A 17,076-nucleotide genomic window follows, 5' to 3' on the forward strand; every position below is an offset into this window, starting at 1 on the left:
GGTGATTTCCCAGGAGGAAATCACCATTAATTAGCGGGCATTACTTACCAATACAGAAGCTCGAGAAGATCCTTCCCAGCAGATCGTCCGACGTAAACTCCCCGGTGATCTCGCTTAGATTCTGCTGCGCCAGACGCAGCTCTTCCGCCAGCAGTTCACCCGCCCACGCGCCGATCAGCTGTGCTTTACCCTGAACAAGGTGATTTGCTGCCTCTTCCAGCGCCTGCAGGTGACGACGACGCGCCAGGAAGCCGCCTTCCATGCTGGTGTCAAAGCCCATGCTCTGCTTGAGATGGTTACGCAGGTCGTCAACGCCTTCACCGGTCCGCGCCGACAGGCGAATCAGTGAGTGACCATTCACATCGCTGATGCCGAGCGTTTCGCCGGTCACGTCCGCTTTGTTACGCACCACGGTGATTGGCAGTTTCGCCGGCAGACGGGCGATAAAGTCTGGCCAGATCTCAGCCGGGTCAACGGCGTCGGTGGTGGTGCCGTCCACCATAAACAGCACGCGGTCGGCCTGCTCGATCTCCTGCCAGGCGCGTTCGATACCGATGCGCTCCACTTCGTCGCTGGCATCGCGCAGACCGGCTGTGTCGATAATATGTAGCGGCATCCCGTCGATGTGGATATGCTCGCGCAGCACGTCGCGGGTGGTCCCGGCAATGTCGGTCACGATCGCCGCTTCACGGCCCGCCAGGGCATTCAGCAGGCTCGATTTCCCGGCGTTAGGGCGTCCGGCAATCACCACCTTCATCCCTTCGCGCAGCAGGCTGCCCTGGCGCGCTTCGGCGCGCACGGCGTCGAGATCGCTCATTACCTGGTTAAGCTGGGCTTCGATTTTGCCGTCAGAGAGGAAGTCGATCTCCTCATCCGGGAAGTCGATAGCCGCTTCCACGTAGATGCGAAGGTGAGTAAGTGCTTCCACAAGGTGATTCACACGCGCGGAGAATGCCCCCTGCAGCGAGTTCAGGGCGGAGCGGGCCGCCTGTTCAGAGCTGGCGTCGATCAGGTCAGCAATCGCCTCCGCCTGCGCCAGGTCGAGCTTGTCGTTGAGGAAAGCACGCTCGGAGAACTCCCCCGGCTTCGCAATGCGCAGGCCCGGCAGGGTCAGAATACGTTTTAACAGCAGGTCGAGGATAACCGGCCCGCCGTGGCCCTGCAGCTCCAGCACGTCTTCGCCGGTAAAGGAGTTCGGGCCGGGGAACCACAGCGCAATGCCCTGGTCAAGCGGCGTGCCGTCGGTGTCCTTAAACGGCAGGTAATCAGCGTAGCGCGGCTTTGGCAGTTTACCCAGCACCGCTTCGGCCACCTCGCGCGCCTTCAGGCCGGAGATACGCAGAATGCCTACACCACCGCGTCCCGGTGGGGTTGCCTGGGCGACGATAGTGTCGTTATGGCTCATGGTTGCTCTCGTTCAATACAAATAAAAAAGGCGGTCAATCGACCGCCCTTATTTTAGCGTTAACTTACCGAATCAGGACTTTTTCTTTTCGCGGCTATGCAGGCCACGTTTTTCCAGACCACGGTAAATCAGCTGCTGCTGGATGATGGTCACCAGGTTGCTGACGATATAGTACAGCACCAGCCCTGACGGGAACCACAGGAAGAACACGGTGAAGATGACCGGCATAAAGGTCATGATCTTCTGCTGCATCGGGTCGGTCACGGTGGTCGGCGACATCTTCTGGATGAAGAACATCGTCACGCCCATCAGGATCGGCAGGATGTAGTACGGGTCCTGTGCGGACAGGTCATGGATCCACAGTGCGAACGGCGCGTGGCGCAGCTCAACGGAACCCATCAGCATGTAGTACAGCGCAAGGAAGATTGGCATCTGAATCAGCAGCGGGAAGCAGCCACCCAGTGGGTTCACTTTCTCTGCTTTGTACAGGGCCATCATCTCCTGGCTCTGACGCTGTTTATCATCGCCCAGACGCTCACGCATTGCCTGAATTTTCGGCTGCAGCATGCGCATCTTCGCCATGGAGGTGTACTGCGCTTTGGTCAGCGGGTACATGATGCCACGAACGATGAAGGTGATAACGATGATGGAGAAGCCCCAGTTACCCAGGAAGCTGTGGATGAACTTCAGCAGCTTAAACAGCGGCTGAGAGATGAACCACAACCAGCCGTAATCCACGGTCAGATCCAGGTGCGGCGCAACAGCGGCCATTTTGTCCTGAATTTCCGGGCCGACCCACAGGGTGCTTGCCAGCTTACCGGTTTGACCCGGCTGTACCAGAACCGGCTGAGATTTGTAGCCGATGGCTGCAAGACCGTTACCCAGGTTCGCGGTATAGAAGTTGTTGGTACCGTCGTTATTTGGCACCCACGCAGTGGCGAAATACTGCTGCAGCATTGCCACCCAACCGCCTTTAGCGCTGACGTTCAGGTTTTCGTTATCGGCAATGGTGTCGAATTTGTATTTCTCATACTTCGCGTCTGGCGTGGAGTACGCCGCGCCACGGAAGGTATGCAGCGCAAAGTTGCTGCTTCCGGTGTCACGGTGTGACGGCAGATTGATGGACTGCTTCAGCTGGCCAAAGGTCGACAGCTCCAGCGGTTTCGCACTGGCGTTCTGTACGCTGTAGCCCACGTTCACCGCATATTCACCGCGTTTCAGGGTGAAGGTTTTGGTGAAGGTGTTGCCTGCAGCGTCGGTGTACGTCATCGGGATCGCGAGTTCGTTCTGACCATCAGCCAGCACAAAGGTGTCGTTCTCGACGGTATACAGTGGACGCGCACCGTTAGCCGGGTTATCCGGGCCGTCACGACCGGTCAGGCCGCTCTGCGCCTGGTAGATAAACTCAGGCGTGGTTTCCAGTAACTGGAACGGTTCGTTAGACTTCAGCTCTTTCGGGTAGGTTAACAGCAGCGCCTGCTCAACATCACCACCACGGGTGTTGATTGTCAGCTCAAGCACATCGGTCTTAACCGTAATCTGTTTCCCCTGGCCACTGGCCGGTACGCCCTGGTCGGCGGCGCTACCCGCTGCGGTGGTCGTAGTCTGCGTGGTCTGCTGCTGGGGTTGAGGATTTTTATCCTGCTCCCATGCCTGCCAGATCATGAAAGACACGAACAACAAAGCGATGATAAGAAGATTGCGTTGCGAATCCATCGTTAGTGTTCTCTGGTATCAAAGGGTCCTGGGGGGACGGGGTCGTCTCCACCTGGGTGTAAAGGGTGGCATTTTAATACGCGTTTCACCGTCAACCAACTGCCTTTTATCACTCCAAACCTGCGCAATGCCTCAATTCCGTAGCTTGAGCATGTTGGTGTGAAACGGCAGTGCGGCCCGAGTAGCGGACTAATCAGGCGTTGATAGACCCGAATGAGGGCTATCAGGACCCGTGAGCCAGGCGACAGTGGCGGCGCCATAATTTTTCCAACGCTTCCGAGAGAGCACGGTTATCGAGGTCGGCAACCCCTTTCTTCGCCACCACCACGAAATCCATTGAAGGCAGTTCGTGCTGACGTAAACGGAAGCTTTCACGCGTCAGACGTTTAATCCGATTGCGTTCATGCGCACGCTTAACATTTTTCTTGGCGACTGTGAGACCGATGCGGGGATGCCCCAGCGAATTTTGGCGGCCGAGGATGGTGATTTGCGGCGTGCCAGCCCGTAGTGGCTGCTGGAAGACGAAAGTGAAATGAGCGGGAGTTAACAAACGTAACTCCCTGGGAAATGCTAGCTTAACCACTCAGGGGTTAGCTTTATTACTTGGAAACGGTCAGACGAGCGCGGCCTTTAGCACGACGACGTGCCAGAACCTGACGACCATTTTTAGTAGCCATACGAGCACGGAAGCCGTGAGAACGGTTGCGCTTCAGTACAGACGGTTGAAAAGTGCGTTTCATGGCGATTTCTACCTAAACTTGAATAAATTCACTGACTTTTGCGTATACCCGAACGAGTTTCGAACGACTAACGCCTCAGCGTGGGTGATTAAAGAGGCCGGATTGTAATAATTGTACACTCCGGAGTCAATTCTCTTTCCTTATTTCCCGCGTATTTCCGCACGTTTTCGCGTGGAAAATGAGCAACGGACGACGCAGGAAGATGAGCATCACGCGCCGGGTCGAGGATTATACGGGCTCAACGATAAAGCGCAAGGATCGTCCCGGATCTTCGTTAGATCATTTAAGCAAAAAATTGTCTGTGCTCATTAATTTTTCCAATATGCGGACTAAATCGTGGGGCACTCCCGTCAGGATCGTTTACACTTACCCGGTTTCGGATCTTCCTGTGGATAAATCGGGAAGAATCTGTGAGAAACAGAAGATCTCTGGCTCAGTTTAGGCTATGATCCGCGGTCCCGATCGGGATCCCAGGATCCTGGTCAGGATAAATTGCAGATAGCAATTCGCACGTCCCCCTTTACACAGGGTCATGTCGATGTGCGCCAACAATCATGAATATTCAATAGTTTTCTTTTATTGTTCGAGTGGAGTCCGCCGTGTCACTTTCGCTTTGGCAGCAGTGTCTTGCCCGATTGCAGGATGAGTTACCAGCCACAGAATTCAGTATGTGGATCCGCCCGTTGCAGGCGGAACTGAGCGATAACACGCTGGCTTTGTATGCGCCAAACCGTTTTGTGCTCGATTGGGTAAGGGACAAGTACCTTAATAACATCAATGGACTGCTGAACGATTTCTGCGGGTCAGATGCCCCACAGCTGCGCTTTGAAGTGGGTACAAAGCCGGTCACCCAAACCGTTCGTGAAACCGTGAACGTCGCAGCGCCTGCTCAGGCCGCTCCTGCTCCGGCCCCTCGCGTCGCCCCCGCTCGTCAGGGCTGGGATAATGTTCCCGCACCGGCTGAGCCAACCTACCGCTCTAACGTTAACGTGAAACACACGTTCGATAACTTCGTTGAAGGTAAGTCGAACCAGCTGGCGCGCGCGGCGGCTCGCCAGGTTGCTGATAACCCCGGTGGAGCCTACAACCCGCTGTTCCTGTATGGCGGCACGGGTCTGGGTAAAACGCACCTGCTGCATGCGGTGGGCAACGGCATTATGGCGCGCAAGCCCAATGCCAAAGTGGTGTATATGCACTCTGAGCGCTTCGTTCAGGACATGGTAAAAGCCCTGCAAAACAATGCGATCGAAGAGTTTAAACGCTACTATCGATCTGTTGACGCGCTGCTGATCGATGACATTCAGTTCTTTGCCAATAAAGAACGATCGCAGGAAGAATTTTTCCACACCTTCAATGCCCTGCTGGAAGGTAATCAGCAGATCATTTTGACCTCGGATCGCTATCCAAAAGAGATCAACGGCGTTGAAGATCGTCTGAAATCCCGCTTCGGCTGGGGCCTGACCGTGGCGATCGAGCCACCGGAGCTGGAAACCCGCGTCGCGATCCTGATGAAGAAAGCCGATGAAAACGACATTCGCCTGCCGGGCGAAGTGGCGTTCTTCATTGCCAAGCGTCTGCGCTCCAACGTGCGTGAGCTGGAGGGGGCACTGAACCGCGTTATCGCCAATGCCAACTTCACCGGTCGTGCGATCACCATCGATTTTGTGCGTGAAGCGCTGCGCGATTTGCTGGCATTGCAGGAAAAACTGGTCACTATCGACAATATTCAAAAGACAGTGGCTGAGTACTACAAGATCAAAGTGGCAGATTTACTGTCTAAACGTCGTTCCCGCTCGGTGGCGCGTCCGCGTCAGATGGCGATGGCGCTGGCAAAGGAGTTAACCAACCACAGTCTGCCGGAAATCGGGGACGCGTTTGGTGGCCGTGACCATACGACCGTGCTGCACGCTTGTCGCAAGATTGAGCAGTTACGCGAAGAAAGCCACGACATAAAAGAAGATTTTTCCAATCTAATCAGAACATTATCATCGTGACGCTATGAAATTTACCGTTGAACGTGAACATTTATTAAAACCGCTGCAACAGGTGAGTGGCCCATTAGGCGGCCGCCCAACGCTGCCTATTCTCGGAAACCTGCTGCTTCAGGTCGCGGACGGTACGCTGTCGCTGACCGGTACAGATCTGGAAATGGAAATGATCGCGCGCGTTACGCTGACGCAGCCGCACGACGCGGGCGCGACCACGGTTCCGGCACGTAAATTCTTTGATATCTGCCGCGGGCTGCCGGAAGGCGCTGAAATCGCCGTCCAGCTGGAAGGCGACCGTATGCTGGTGCGCTCTGGCCGCAGCCGTTTCTCGCTCTCCACGCTGCCTGCTGCGGACTTCCCGAACCTGGACGACTGGCAGAGCGAAGTTGAATTCACCCTGCCACAGGCGACGATGAAGCGTCTGATTGAAGCCACGCAGTTCTCCATGGCGCATCAGGACGTTCGTTACTACTTAAACGGCATGCTGTTCGAAACCGAAGGTGAAGAGCTGCGTACCGTGGCCACCGACGGCCACCGTCTGGCGGTCTGTTCTATGCCGATTGGCGACTCACTGCCAAACCATTCGGTGATCGTGCCGCGTAAAGGGGTGATTGAGCTGATGCGTATGCTCGACGGTGGCGACACGCCGCTGCGCGTGCAGATCGGCAGCAATAACATCCGCGCCCACGTGGGCGACTTTGTCTTCACATCGAAGCTGGTTGACGGTCGTTTCCCGGATTATCGCCGCGTATTGCCGAAGAACCCGGACAAAACGCTGGAAGCAGGCTGCGACAGCCTCAAGCAGGCCTTTGCCCGTGCCGCGATCCTCTCTAACGAGAAATTCCGCGGCGTGCGCCTGTATGTGAGTGAAAACCAGATCAAAATCACCGCTAACAACCCGGAGCAGGAAGAAGCAGAAGAGATTCTGGACGTCACCTACGCCGGGGCTGAGATGGAAATCGGCTTCAACGTCAGCTACGTGCTGGATGTGCTGAACGCGCTGAAATGCGAGAACGTGCGCATCCTGCTGACCGACTCCGTTTCGAGCGTACAGATTGAAGATGCCGCATCACAGTCGGCTGCCTATGTTGTCATGCCAATGAGACTGTAATGTCGCTCACCCGTCTGTTGATCCGCGACTTTCGCAATATCGAAAGCGCGGATCTCGCTTTATCCCCTGGCTTTAACTTCCTGGTTGGCGCTAACGGCAGCGGCAAAACCAGCGTACTTGAGGCCATCTATACGCTCGGCCACGGCCGGGCGTTTCGCAGTTTGCAGATTGGTCGCGTCATTCGCCACGAGCAGGAATCCTTTGTTCTGCATGGGCGTTTGCAGGGCGAGGAGCGGGAGACCGCCATCGGCCTGACCAAAGACAAGCAGGGCGACAGCAAGGTGCGCATCGACGGTACCGACGGCCACAAGGTGGCGGAGCTGGCGCTGCTGATGCCAATGCAGCTGATAACGCCGGAGGGGTTTACTTTACTCAACGGCGGCCCCAAATACAGAAGAGCGTTCCTCGACTGGGGATGCTTTCACAACGAAGCCGGATTTTTTAACGCCTGGAGCAACCTGAAGCGTCTGCTCAAGCAGCGTAACGCCGCGCTGCGCCAGGTGACGCGCTACGCTCAGCTGCGTCCGTGGGACATGGAGTTAATTCCTCTTGCGGAACAGATCAGCCGCTGGCGTGCCGAATACAGCGCAGGTATCGCCGAAGACATGGCCGACACCTGCAAACAGTTTTTACCCGAGTTCTCTCTCACCTTCTCCTTCCAGCGCGGCTGGGAGAAAGAGACGGATTATGCCGAGGTGTTAGAGAGAAACTTCGAGCGCGACCGCATGTTGACCTACACCGCGCACGGCCCGCACAAGGCGGATTTCCGCATTCGTGCCGACGGCGCGCCGGTGGAAGACACGCTGTCGCGCGGGCAGCTCAAGCTCCTGATGTGTGCGCTACGTCTGGCACAGGGGGAGTTTCTCACCCGCGAGAGCGGGCGGCGCTGCCTGTACCTGATAGATGATTTTGCCTCGGAACTTGACGACGCGCGGCGCGGGCTGCTTGCCAGCCGCTTAAAAGCCACGCAGTCGCAGGTTTTCGTCAGCGCCATTAGCGCTGAACACGTTATAGACATGTCGGACGAAAATTCGAAGATGTTTACCGTGGAAAAGGGTAAAATAACGGATTAACCCAAGTTGAAATGAGCGAGAAACGTTGATGTCGAATTCTTATGACTCCTCCAGTATCAAAGTCCTGAAAGGGCTGGATGCGGTGCGTAAGCGCCCGGGTATGTATATCGGCGACACGGATGACGGCACCGGTCTGCACCACATGGTATTCGAGGTGGTAGATAACGCTATCGACGAAGCGCTCGCGGGTCACTGTAAAGACATCGTGGTCACCATCCATGCGGATAACTCCGTCTCCGTCACCGATGACGGTCGTGGCATCCCAACCGGTATTCACCCGGAAGAGGGCGTCTCTGCGGCGGAAGTGATCATGACCGTCCTGCACGCAGGCGGTAAGTTCGACGATAACTCCTATAAAGTTTCCGGCGGCCTGCACGGCGTAGGTGTTTCGGTAGTAAACGCCCTGTCGCAGAAGCTGGAGCTGGTTATCCAGCGCGAAGGCAAAATCCACCGTCAGCTCTATACGCACGGCGTGCCGCAGGCACCGCTGGCCGTTACAGGCGACACCGACAAAACCGGTACCATGGTGCGTTTCTGGCCGAGCCTCGAAACCTTCACCAACGTCACCGAGTTCGAGTACGACATCCTGGCGAAACGCCTGCGTGAACTGTCGTTCCTGAACTCTGGCGTCTCGATTCGCCTGCGCGACAAGCGTGACAACAAAGAAGACCACTTCCACTACGAAGGCGGTATCAAGGCGTTTGTTGAGTATCTGAACAAGAACAAAACGCCAATTCACCCGAATATCTTCTACTTCTCCACCGAAAAAGACGGTATCGGCGTGGAAGTGGCGCTGCAGTGGAACGACGGTTTCCAGGAAAACATCTACTGCTTTACCAACAACATTCCACAGCGTGACGGTGGTACTCACCTTGCGGGCTTCCGTGCGGCGATGACCCGTACCCTGAACGCCTACATGGACAAAGAAGGCTACAGCAAGAAAGCGAAAGTCAGCGCCACCGGTGACGATGCCCGTGAAGGCCTGATTGCCGTTGTCTCCGTGAAGGTGCCGGATCCGAAGTTCTCCTCACAGACCAAAGACAAGCTGGTCTCTTCTGAGGTGAAATCGGCGGTTGAGCAGCAGATGAACGAACTGCTGAGCGAATACCTGCTGGAAAACCCGTCCGACGCGAAAATCGTGGTGGGCAAAATTATCGATGCGGCGCGTGCCCGTGAAGCGGCGCGTAAAGCCCGTGAAATGACCCGTCGTAAAGGCGCGCTGGACTTAGCCGGCCTGCCGGGCAAGCTGGCTGACTGCCAGGAACGCGACCCGGCGCTGTCCGAACTGTACCTCGTGGAAGGGGACTCCGCGGGCGGCTCTGCGAAGCAGGGCCGTAACCGTAAGAACCAGGCTATCCTGCCGTTGAAGGGTAAAATCCTCAACGTTGAGAAAGCCCGTTTCGACAAGATGCTCTCTTCTCAGGAAGTGGCGACGCTCATCACCGCGCTGGGCTGCGGCATTGGCCGTGACGAGTACAACCCGGACAAACTGCGCTACCACAGCATCATCATCATGACCGATGCGGACGTCGACGGCTCGCACATTCGTACGCTGCTGTTGACCTTCTTCTATCGTCAGATGCCTGAAATCGTTGAACGTGGCCACGTCTACATTGCCCAGCCGCCGCTGTACAAAGTGAAGAAAGGCAAGCAGGAACAGTACATCAAAGACGACGAAGCGATGGATCAGTACCAAATCGCAATCGCGCTTGATGGCGCGACCCTGCACGCGAACTCGCACGCCCCTGCACTGGCCGGTGAGCCGCTGGAGCGTCTGGTGTCCGAGTTCAACGCCACGCAGAAAATGATCACGCGTATGGAACGCCGTTATCCGAAAACGCTGCTGAAGGAGCTGGTTTATCAGCCAACTCTGACCGAAGCCGATCTGAGCGACGAGCAGACCGTGACCCGCTGGGTGAACGCTCTGGTGACCGATCTGAACGAGAAAGAGCAGCACGGCAGCCAGTGGAAATGCGATGTTCAGCAGAACGCCGATAAGCAGTTCGAGCCTATTATTCGCGTGCGCACCCACGGCGTTGATACCGACTACCCGCTGGAGCACGAGTTTGTCACCGGTCCGGAATACCGTCGTATCTGCACGCTCGGCGAGACGCTGCGCGACCTGATCGAAGACGATGCGTTCATCGAACGTGGCGAACGTCGTCAGCCGGTAGCCAGCTTCGAGCAGGCGCTGGACTGGCTGGTGAAAGAGTCCCGTCGTGGCCTCGCGATCCAGCGCTATAAAGGTCTGGGCGAAATGAACCCGGAGCAGCTGTGGGAAACCACCATGGATCCGGAAAGCCGCCGCATGCTGCGCGTTACCGTTAAAGACGCGATTGCTGCAGACCAGCTGTTCACGACCCTGATGGGTGATGCGGTTGAACCACGTCGTGCCTTCATCGAAGAGAACGCCCTGAAAGCGGCAAATATCGATATTTAATCGGTTTGAAACCGCACGATAACTGGCCGCGCTTTTAGCGCGGCTTTTTTATGGGCGCAGGCATATCCAGCGACATTGCGGACGGTAAACGGCTCGCCAGCGTATCTATCGCAATTCTTACCCTCAGCGGCAGGTGCGGCGTCTGCTGCCACACCGCATGAACGTCGAAATGCACGTCCGGTGCCTGCTTCAGGAGCGGGACGAGTTTACCCTGGTGAATATCTTTAACGACCATCCAGCAGGGCAGCCATGCAATGCCGTGTCCGGCCAGCGCAGCGTCGCAGATCGCCTGCAAATCATCCATATTAAGTGATGACCGGGGAGTAAAGGTGTGCGACGTTCCTTCGTTATCCATCAGTTGCCAGGACAGCACTCTGCCTGCGCGCAGATAGTTAATCGCCGTATGCTGGGGTAAATCAGCCACGCTTTGCGGCTGGCCTTTCTTCTGCAGATAATCCGGCGCGGCGCATAGCACCATGCGGTGTTCTCCCAGCCTTCTGGCGACCAGCACGCTGCTGTCCTGAAGCGTGCCGTTACGCACCGCCATATCAAACCCTTCCTCGACGAGATCCACCACCCGGTCGCTGAATGACATTTCCAGTTCAAGCCCGGGGTGTTCCTGCGCCAGCGCTATCAGCAGCGGGGCGACACACTGGCGACCAAACAGCACCGGCATGGCAACGCGCAGGCGGCCACTGACCTGCTGTTTCCCTGTTTCAAGCAGCGATTCCGCGCCCCGAATCTCCTCCAGCGCGCGCAGGCAGCGTTCATAAAAAAGAGCGCCGTTATCGGTCAGCCTCTGGCTACGGGTGGTGCGGTGAAAAAGACGTACCCCCAGCCGCTCTTCAAGGCGAGCGATGCTTTTCCCTACCGCCGAGCGTGACAAATGCAGGCGAATTGCGGCCTGAGCGAAACTTCCCGCCTCAACGGCGGCCACAAAAACAGGAATATCCTTCAGCGTATCGGTCATGGATTGTATCGATTATGGCGTCAATAAAGAGAAAACTTATCGCCACTGGTGACCTTTAGTCAACGGTAGACTGTCAGGACTAAAGCTCATCTGATGGCAGGAGAAATAAAATGACAGAGACAATGCAACGCTGGTCCATGGACGCCCTCGGGCGCGAGAACCTCAAGCTGACTCAGGCACCCGTTCCACAGCCCGGCCCGGGTGAAGTGCGCGTACGGGTGAAGGCCGTTGCGCTCAACTATCGCGATAAAATGGTTGTTGAAGGCACAATGCCAATCCCACTTTCCTTCCCGTTTACCCCGGCGTCTGACATGGCGGGCGTCGTAGACAGCGTGGGTGAAGGCGTCACGCGCTTCCAGCCCGGCGCTCGCGTTATCTCAACCTTCTTCCCGGAGTGGATCGACGGTAAACCGCAGGCGGACGCGCGCAATTTGCCCTATAAAACGTCCGGTGGATACTTCCAGGGGATGCTGGCCGAGTATGTGATTGTGAAGGAAGACGCGCTGGTGGCCTCCCCGGAGACCCTGGATGACGCCGAGGCCAGTACCTTACCCTGCGCAGGGCTTACCGCCTGGTTTGCGCTGGTGGAACGCGGACAGCTGCGCGCCGGGCAATCGGTGCTGGTGCAGGGCACGGGCGGGGTGGCGATTTTCGCCCTGCAAATTGCAAAAGCGCACGGCGCAGAGGTATTTGTCACGTCCGGGAGCGATGAAAAGCTGGCGCTGGCCAAAAAACTGGGGGCCAGCCAGGGCATCAACCGCCTGAAAGGCGACTGGGCTGAAAATACGCTGGCGCTCACGCAGGATCGCGGCATCGACCATATTATTGAAACCGTGGGGGGCGAGAACCTGAAGCACTCCCTGCGCGCCGTTGCCGTTCACGGACGTATCTCCGTTATTGGCGTGCTGGCCGGGACGGAGATAACCCTCTCTGCTGGCGAGCTGTTGCTGAAATCTCCCGTCATTCAGGGGATCGGCGTGGGACACCGCCGGGCGCTGGAAGATTTCGTCCGCGCTGTTGACGTCACCGGACTGAAACCCGTGATTGAGCATCGCTACCGTTTTAACGAGCTTGAACAGGCGTTTGAACATCTCGATCGCGGCGCGTTCGGTAAAATCGTTCTCACCCGCGAGTAGGTCTTTGTTCCCCGGGATAAGCGTAAAAGGGGGCTTTTGTTGCGCAATGTAGCTCTATTTTTGTGTGCTTAATCGCGTTAGCATGAGGCAGCACTCATTTATCCCGGGGAACTCATGGCTATCAAACTTATTGCAATCGATATGGACGGCACGCTGTTGCTGCCAGACCACACTATCTCTCCAGCCGTTAAGAACGCGATCGCCGCGGCACGCGCAAAGGGCGTGAATGTGGTCCTGACCACGGGGCGTCCGTATGCGGGCGTGCACAGCTACCTGAAAGAGCTGCACATGAATCAGCCTGGCGACTACTGCATCACCTATAACGGTGCGCTGGTGCAGAAAGCCGCGGATGGCAGTACGGTTGCGCAAACCGCGCTGAGCTACGATGACTATCTGTTCCTGGAAAAACTGTCCCGTGAAGTGGGCTCCCACTTCCACGCCCTCGATCGCAATACGCTTTACACCGCCAACCGTGATATCAGCTACTACACGGTGCATGAATCCTACGTTGCGACCATTCCGCTGGTGTTCTGTGAAGCGGAGAAAATGGACCCTGCCACCCAGTTCCTGAAAGTGATGATGATCGACGAGCCGGAGATCCTGGATAAAGCGATTGCACGCATTCCGGCCGAGGTGAAAGAGAAATACACCGTGCTGAAAAGTGCTCCGTACTTCCTCGAAATCCTTGATAAACGCGTCAATAAAGGCACCGGCGTGAAATCGCTCGCTGATGCGCTGGGGATTAAACAGGAAGAGATCATGGCGCTGGGCGACCAGGAAAACGACATCGCGATGATTGAATTCGCGGGCATGGGCGTGGCGATGGATAACGCCATTCCGTCGGTGAAAGAAGTGGCCAACTTCGTGACCAAATCCAACCTGGAAGACGGCGTTGCCTACGCGATCGAGAAGTTTGTGCTGCAGTAACGCTTATTTCTAATCATCGGCCTCGGTTATCAACCGGGGCTTTTTTTTGCGCTGAATTTATCGAATTGTTCTTTTTGTGATCTTGATTGTAGTACAACATTGATTGATTGTACTACATTGTCACCACAACAAAGTCGAACGCCCTCACGTTTGTACTGCAAAAGTGAGGTGAAATTCAGCGGTCGCGGTAAAGTAGTGATGGACATACAGAGCACAAGGACTCTCCATGACTCTCAATAAAACCGATCGCATCGTCATTACGCTGGGCACCCAGATTGTGGGTGGCAAATACGTTCCCGGTTCGCCGCTGCCTGCAGAGGCCGAACTGTGTGAGGAGTTTGAAACCTCGCGCAACATCATCCGGGAAGTCTTCCGCTCGCTGATGGCGAAGCGGCTGATTGAAATGAAGCGCTATCGCGGCGCGTTTGTTGCCCCGCGCAACCAGTGGAACTACCTCGATACTGACGTACTGCAGTGGGTGCTGGAAAACGATTACGACCCGCGGCTTATCGGCGCGATGAGCGAAGTCCGAAACCTGGTTGAACCGGCCATCGCCCGCTGGGCGGCGGAGCGCGCAACCTCTGGCGATTTGGCGCAGATTGAGTCGGCTTTAAACGACATGATCGCCAATAACCAGAACCGGGAGGCGTTTAACGAGGCGGATATTCGCTACCACGAAGCGGTGCTGCAGTCGGTGCATAACCCGGTATTACAGCAGCTTAGCGTGGCGATCAGCTCGCTACAGCGAGCAGTATTTGAACGTACCTGGATGGGCGATGAGGCCAACATGCCAAAAACGCTCCAGGAACATAAAGCGCTGTTCGATGCGATACGGCATCAGGACGGCGATGCGGCAGAGCAGGCGGCGCTTACCATGATTGCCAGCTCGACACGAAGGCTGAAGGAAATCACATGACATCTCGCTACATCGCAATTGACTGGGGATCGACCAATCTGCGCGCCTGGCTGTACCAGGGCGAACAGTGCCTGGAGAGCAGGCAATCAGAAGCAGGCGTGACGCGCCTGAACGGTAAATCCCCCGAGGCGGTGTTAGCAGAGGTCACACAAAACTGGCGCGACAGCGCCACGCCGGTGGTCATGGCGGGAATGGTCGGCAGCAACGTTGGCTGGAAGATAGCGCCTTATCTACCGGTTCCTGCCCATTTCTCCGCGATTGGCGAGCAGTTAACGTCCGTTGGCGACAATATCTGGATAATTCCCGGTTTGTGCATCTCTCGCGGCGATAACCACAACGTGATGCGCGGCGAAGAGACGCAGCTGCTTGGCGCGCGCACGCTTTCTCCTTCTTCTGTCTACGTCATGCCCGGAACGCACTGCAAGTGGGTCCAGGCCGACGCTGAGCAAATCCACGATTTTCGCACCGTGATGACCGGCGAGCTGCACCATTTGCTGCTCAATCATTCACTGGTGGGAGCCGGTTTGCCGGAGCAGGAAGCCTCGTCAGAGGCGTTTGCTGCCGGGCTTGAACGTGGGATCGCTTCTCCTGATGTTTTGCCGCAGCTTTTTGAGGTTCGCGCCTCGCACGTGCTGGGAAATCTCCCGCGCGAGCAGGTCAGCGAATTTCTCTCCGGCCTGCTAATTGGCGCAGAGGTCGCCAGCATGCGTGATTTCGTCGCGCACGAGCAGGCCATCACCCTTGTCGCTGGCACATCGCTAACGTCGCGCTATGAGCAGGCGTTTCGCGCCGTTGGACGTAACGTTTCAACGGTATCCGGCGACACGGCATTTCAGGCAGGAATAAGGAGCATCGCTCATGCAGTGGCAAACTGATCTTCCCCTTATCGCGATTTTGCGCGGCATCACGCCCGACGAGGCGTTAGCCCACGTCGGCGCGGTTATCGACGCCGGGTTCGACGCGGTGGAAATCCCGCTTAACTCTCCGGAGTGGGAAGAAAGCATTCCGGCCGTGGTGGAGGCCTTCGGCGATAGGGCGCTGATTGGCGCAGGCACCGTGTTACGGCCTGAGCAGGTAGATCGGCTGGCAAAGATGGGCTGTAAGCTTATCGTCACGCCCAACATTCAGCCTGAGGTGATCCGCCGCGCGGTGGGTTACGGCATGACCGTCTGCCCTGGATGCGCCACCGCCACGGAAGCCTTTACTGCTCTGGATGCGGGCGCACAGTCGCTCAAAATTTTCCCGTCATCGGCTTTTGGACCGGACTACATCAAAGCGCTGAAAGCGGTATTACCCGCCAGCGTGCCGGTCTTTGCCGTGGGCGGCGTAACGCCAGAAAACCTGGGCCAGTGGATGAGCGCGGGCTGTGTGGGCGCGGGGCTGGGCAGCGATCTGTATCGCGCCGGTCAGTCCGTGGAACGTACCGCACAGCAGGCGGCAGCATTTGTGAAAGCGTATCGAGAGGCAGTGAAATGAAAATAACCAAACTCACCACGTACCGTTTACCCCCGCGCTGGATGTTCCTGAAAATCGAAACCGATGAAGGGATCGTGGGCTGGGGCGAACCGGTAATTGAAGGACGTGCGCGCACCGTAGAAGCCGCGGTGCACGAGCTGGGGGAATACCTGATTGGCCAGGATCCGGCTCGCATCAACGACCTGTGGCAGGTGATGTACCGCGCGGGCTTCTACCGCGGGGGGCCGATCCTGATGAGCGCCATCGCCGGTATCGACCAGGCGCTGTGGGATATCAAAGGCAAAGTGCTGAACGCGCCGGTCTGGCAGCTGATGGGCGGCCTGGTGCGCGACAAAATTAAAGCCTACAGCTGGGTCGGCGGCGACCGTCCTGCGGAAGTGATCGACGGCATCACGCAACTGCGCAACATCGGTTTTGACACCTTCAAACTCAACGGCTGCGAAGAGATGGGCGTTATCGACAACTCGCGCGCGGTGGATCGCGCGGTGAATACTGTCGCGCAAATCCGTGAAGCCTTCGGCAACGAGATCGAATTTGGCCTGGACTTTCATGGCCGCGTTAGCGCGCCGATGGCCAAAGTGCTGATCAAAGAGCTGGAGCCGTATCGTCCGCTGTTTATCGAAGAGCCGGTACTGGCCGAACAGGCCGAGTACTATCCGAAACTGGCTGAACAGACGCACATTCCCATCGCGGCGGGTGAACGCATGTTCTCGCGCTTCGAGTTTAAACGCGTGCTGGAAGCGGGCGGCATTGCCATCCTGCAGCCGGACCTCTCTCACGCGGGCGGCATCACCGAATGCTACAAAATTGCCGGGATGGCCGAAGCTTACGATGTGGCGCTGGCCCCGCATTGCCCGCTTGGCCCGATCGCGCTGGCGGCCTGTCTGCACGTCGACTTTGTCTCCCGCAACGCGGTGTTCCAGGAGCAGAGCATGGGGATTCACTATAACAAGGGCGCGGAACTGCTCGATTTTGTGAAAAATAAAGAAGACTTCAGCATGGAAGGCGGTTTCTTTAAACCGTTAACGAAGCCGGGCCTTGGCGTTGAGATTGATGAAGCCAAAGTCATTGAGCTGAGTAAAAACGCGCCGGACTGGCGTAACCCGCTGTGGCGTCATGAAGACGGTTCCGTAGCCGAGTGGTAAATCGCCGGTAAGCGCAGCGCCATCGGCCAAAAA

16 protein-coding genes are annotated in these 17,076 nt (G+C 56.9%); 10 read left to right on the forward strand and 6 right to left on the reverse strand.

Annotated features, from left to right (window positions below):
- Positions 1-40: 40 nt before the first annotated feature.
- The 5 genes from mnmE to rpmH form a co-directional block, all read right to left on the reverse strand.
- On the reverse strand, positions 41-1,405 hold the full coding sequence (mnmE, locus tag ACMGG5_RS05910; protein WP_032644252.1) for a tRNA uridine-5-carboxymethylaminomethyl(34) synthesis GTPase MnmE: 1,365 nt from the start codon (positions 1,403-1,405) through the stop codon (positions 41-43).
- 72 nt (positions 1,406-1,477) lie between these two features.
- Positions 1,478-3,121: a membrane protein insertase YidC gene (gene yidC / locus ACMGG5_RS05915; protein WP_090420285.1), complete on the reverse strand. Its 1,644-nt coding sequence runs from the start codon at positions 3,119-3,121 to the stop codon at positions 1,478-1,480.
- Between the two features lie 2 nt (positions 3,122-3,123).
- Positions 3,124-3,381, reverse strand: coding sequence for a membrane protein insertion efficiency factor YidD (gene yidD / locus ACMGG5_RS05920; RefSeq protein WP_001307474.1), 258 nt, complete (start codon positions 3,379-3,381; stop codon positions 3,124-3,126).
- Positions 3,345-3,704, reverse strand: coding sequence for a ribonuclease P protein component (gene rnpA, locus ACMGG5_RS05925; protein ID WP_032640303.1), 360 nt, complete (start codon positions 3,702-3,704; stop codon positions 3,345-3,347). The genes yidD and rnpA overlap by 37 nt, the downstream gene beginning before the upstream one ends.
- A gap of 16 nt (positions 3,705-3,720) precedes the next feature.
- Positions 3,721-3,861 (reverse strand): 50S ribosomal protein L34, encoded by a 141-nt coding sequence (rpmH, locus tag ACMGG5_RS05930; RefSeq protein WP_000831330.1) that lies wholly within the window; start codon positions 3,859-3,861, stop codon positions 3,721-3,723.
- A 599-nt stretch (positions 3,862-4,460) separates the two neighbouring features.
- Between rpmH and dnaA the strand changes: the two genes are divergently transcribed.
- The 4 genes from dnaA to gyrB are packed head-to-tail and all read left to right on the forward strand — an operon-like array spanning position 4,461 to position 10,473.
- The gene (dnaA, locus tag ACMGG5_RS05935) at positions 4,461-5,855 is read left to right on the forward strand and encodes a chromosomal replication initiator protein DnaA (protein ID WP_010426558.1); all 1,395 of its coding nucleotides are present in this window, start codon (positions 4,461-4,463) and stop codon (positions 5,853-5,855) included.
- A 4-nt stretch (positions 5,856-5,859) separates the two neighbouring features.
- A complete protein-coding gene (dnaN, locus tag ACMGG5_RS05940) occupies positions 5,860-6,960 on the forward strand; it encodes a DNA polymerase III subunit beta (protein ID WP_008500170.1) in 1,101 nt (366 codons plus the stop codon).
- On the forward strand, positions 6,960-8,033 hold the full coding sequence (gene recF / locus ACMGG5_RS05945; protein ID WP_024907872.1) for a DNA replication/repair protein RecF: 1,074 nt from the start codon (positions 6,960-6,962) through the stop codon (positions 8,031-8,033). The genes dnaN and recF overlap by 1 nt, the downstream gene beginning before the upstream one ends.
- Positions 8,034-8,061: 28 nt before the next feature.
- Positions 8,062-10,473, forward strand: coding sequence for a DNA topoisomerase (ATP-hydrolyzing) subunit B (gene gyrB / locus ACMGG5_RS05950; protein WP_024907871.1), 2,412 nt, complete (start codon positions 8,062-8,064; stop codon positions 10,471-10,473).
- A gap of 34 nt (positions 10,474-10,507) precedes the next feature.
- Here gyrB and ACMGG5_RS05955 read toward each other — a convergent pair whose 3' ends face one another.
- A complete protein-coding gene (locus ACMGG5_RS05955; protein ID WP_157188395.1) occupies positions 10,508-11,443 on the reverse strand; it encodes a LysR family transcriptional regulator in 936 nt (311 codons plus the stop codon).
- A 110-nt stretch (positions 11,444-11,553) separates the two neighbouring features.
- Between ACMGG5_RS05955 and ACMGG5_RS05960 the strand changes: the two genes are divergently transcribed.
- From ACMGG5_RS05960 to dgoD, 6 genes are all read left to right on the forward strand, one after another.
- Positions 11,554-12,579 (forward strand): zinc-dependent alcohol dehydrogenase family protein, encoded by a 1,026-nt coding sequence (locus ACMGG5_RS05960; RefSeq protein WP_157188396.1) that lies wholly within the window; start codon positions 11,554-11,556, stop codon positions 12,577-12,579.
- A 114-nt stretch (positions 12,580-12,693) separates the two neighbouring features.
- Positions 12,694-13,506 carry a sugar-phosphatase gene (yidA, locus tag ACMGG5_RS05965; protein WP_023309809.1) on the forward strand — a complete coding sequence of 271 codons (813 nt, stop codon included), beginning with the start codon at positions 12,694-12,696 and terminating at the stop codon, positions 13,504-13,506.
- Positions 13,507-13,732: 226 nt separating this feature from the next.
- Positions 13,733-14,422, forward strand: a complete 690-nt coding sequence (gene dgoR, locus ACMGG5_RS05970; RefSeq protein WP_003861109.1) for a D-galactonate utilization transcriptional regulator DgoR — start codon at positions 13,733-13,735, stop codon at positions 14,420-14,422.
- Positions 14,419-15,297, forward strand: a complete 879-nt coding sequence (locus ACMGG5_RS05975; protein WP_148769893.1) for a 2-dehydro-3-deoxygalactonokinase — start codon at positions 14,419-14,421, stop codon at positions 15,295-15,297. The genes dgoR and ACMGG5_RS05975 overlap by 4 nt, the downstream gene beginning before the upstream one ends.
- The gene (locus ACMGG5_RS05980) at positions 15,281-15,898 is read left to right on the forward strand and encodes a 2-dehydro-3-deoxy-6-phosphogalactonate aldolase (RefSeq protein ID WP_420277602.1); all 618 of its coding nucleotides are present in this window, start codon (positions 15,281-15,283) and stop codon (positions 15,896-15,898) included. Before ACMGG5_RS05975 ends, ACMGG5_RS05980 begins: the two co-directional genes overlap by 17 nt.
- A complete protein-coding gene (gene dgoD, locus ACMGG5_RS05985) occupies positions 15,895-17,043 on the forward strand; it encodes a galactonate dehydratase (RefSeq protein WP_420277603.1) in 1,149 nt (382 codons plus the stop codon). The genes ACMGG5_RS05980 and dgoD overlap by 4 nt, the downstream gene beginning before the upstream one ends.
- Positions 17,044-17,076: the final 33 nt, after the last annotated feature.

This window comes from Enterobacter sp. BNK-34 (assembly GCF_048684445.1).
Taxonomy (GTDB): domain Bacteria; phylum Pseudomonadota; class Gammaproteobacteria; order Enterobacterales; family Enterobacteriaceae; genus Enterobacter; species Enterobacter pseudoroggenkampii.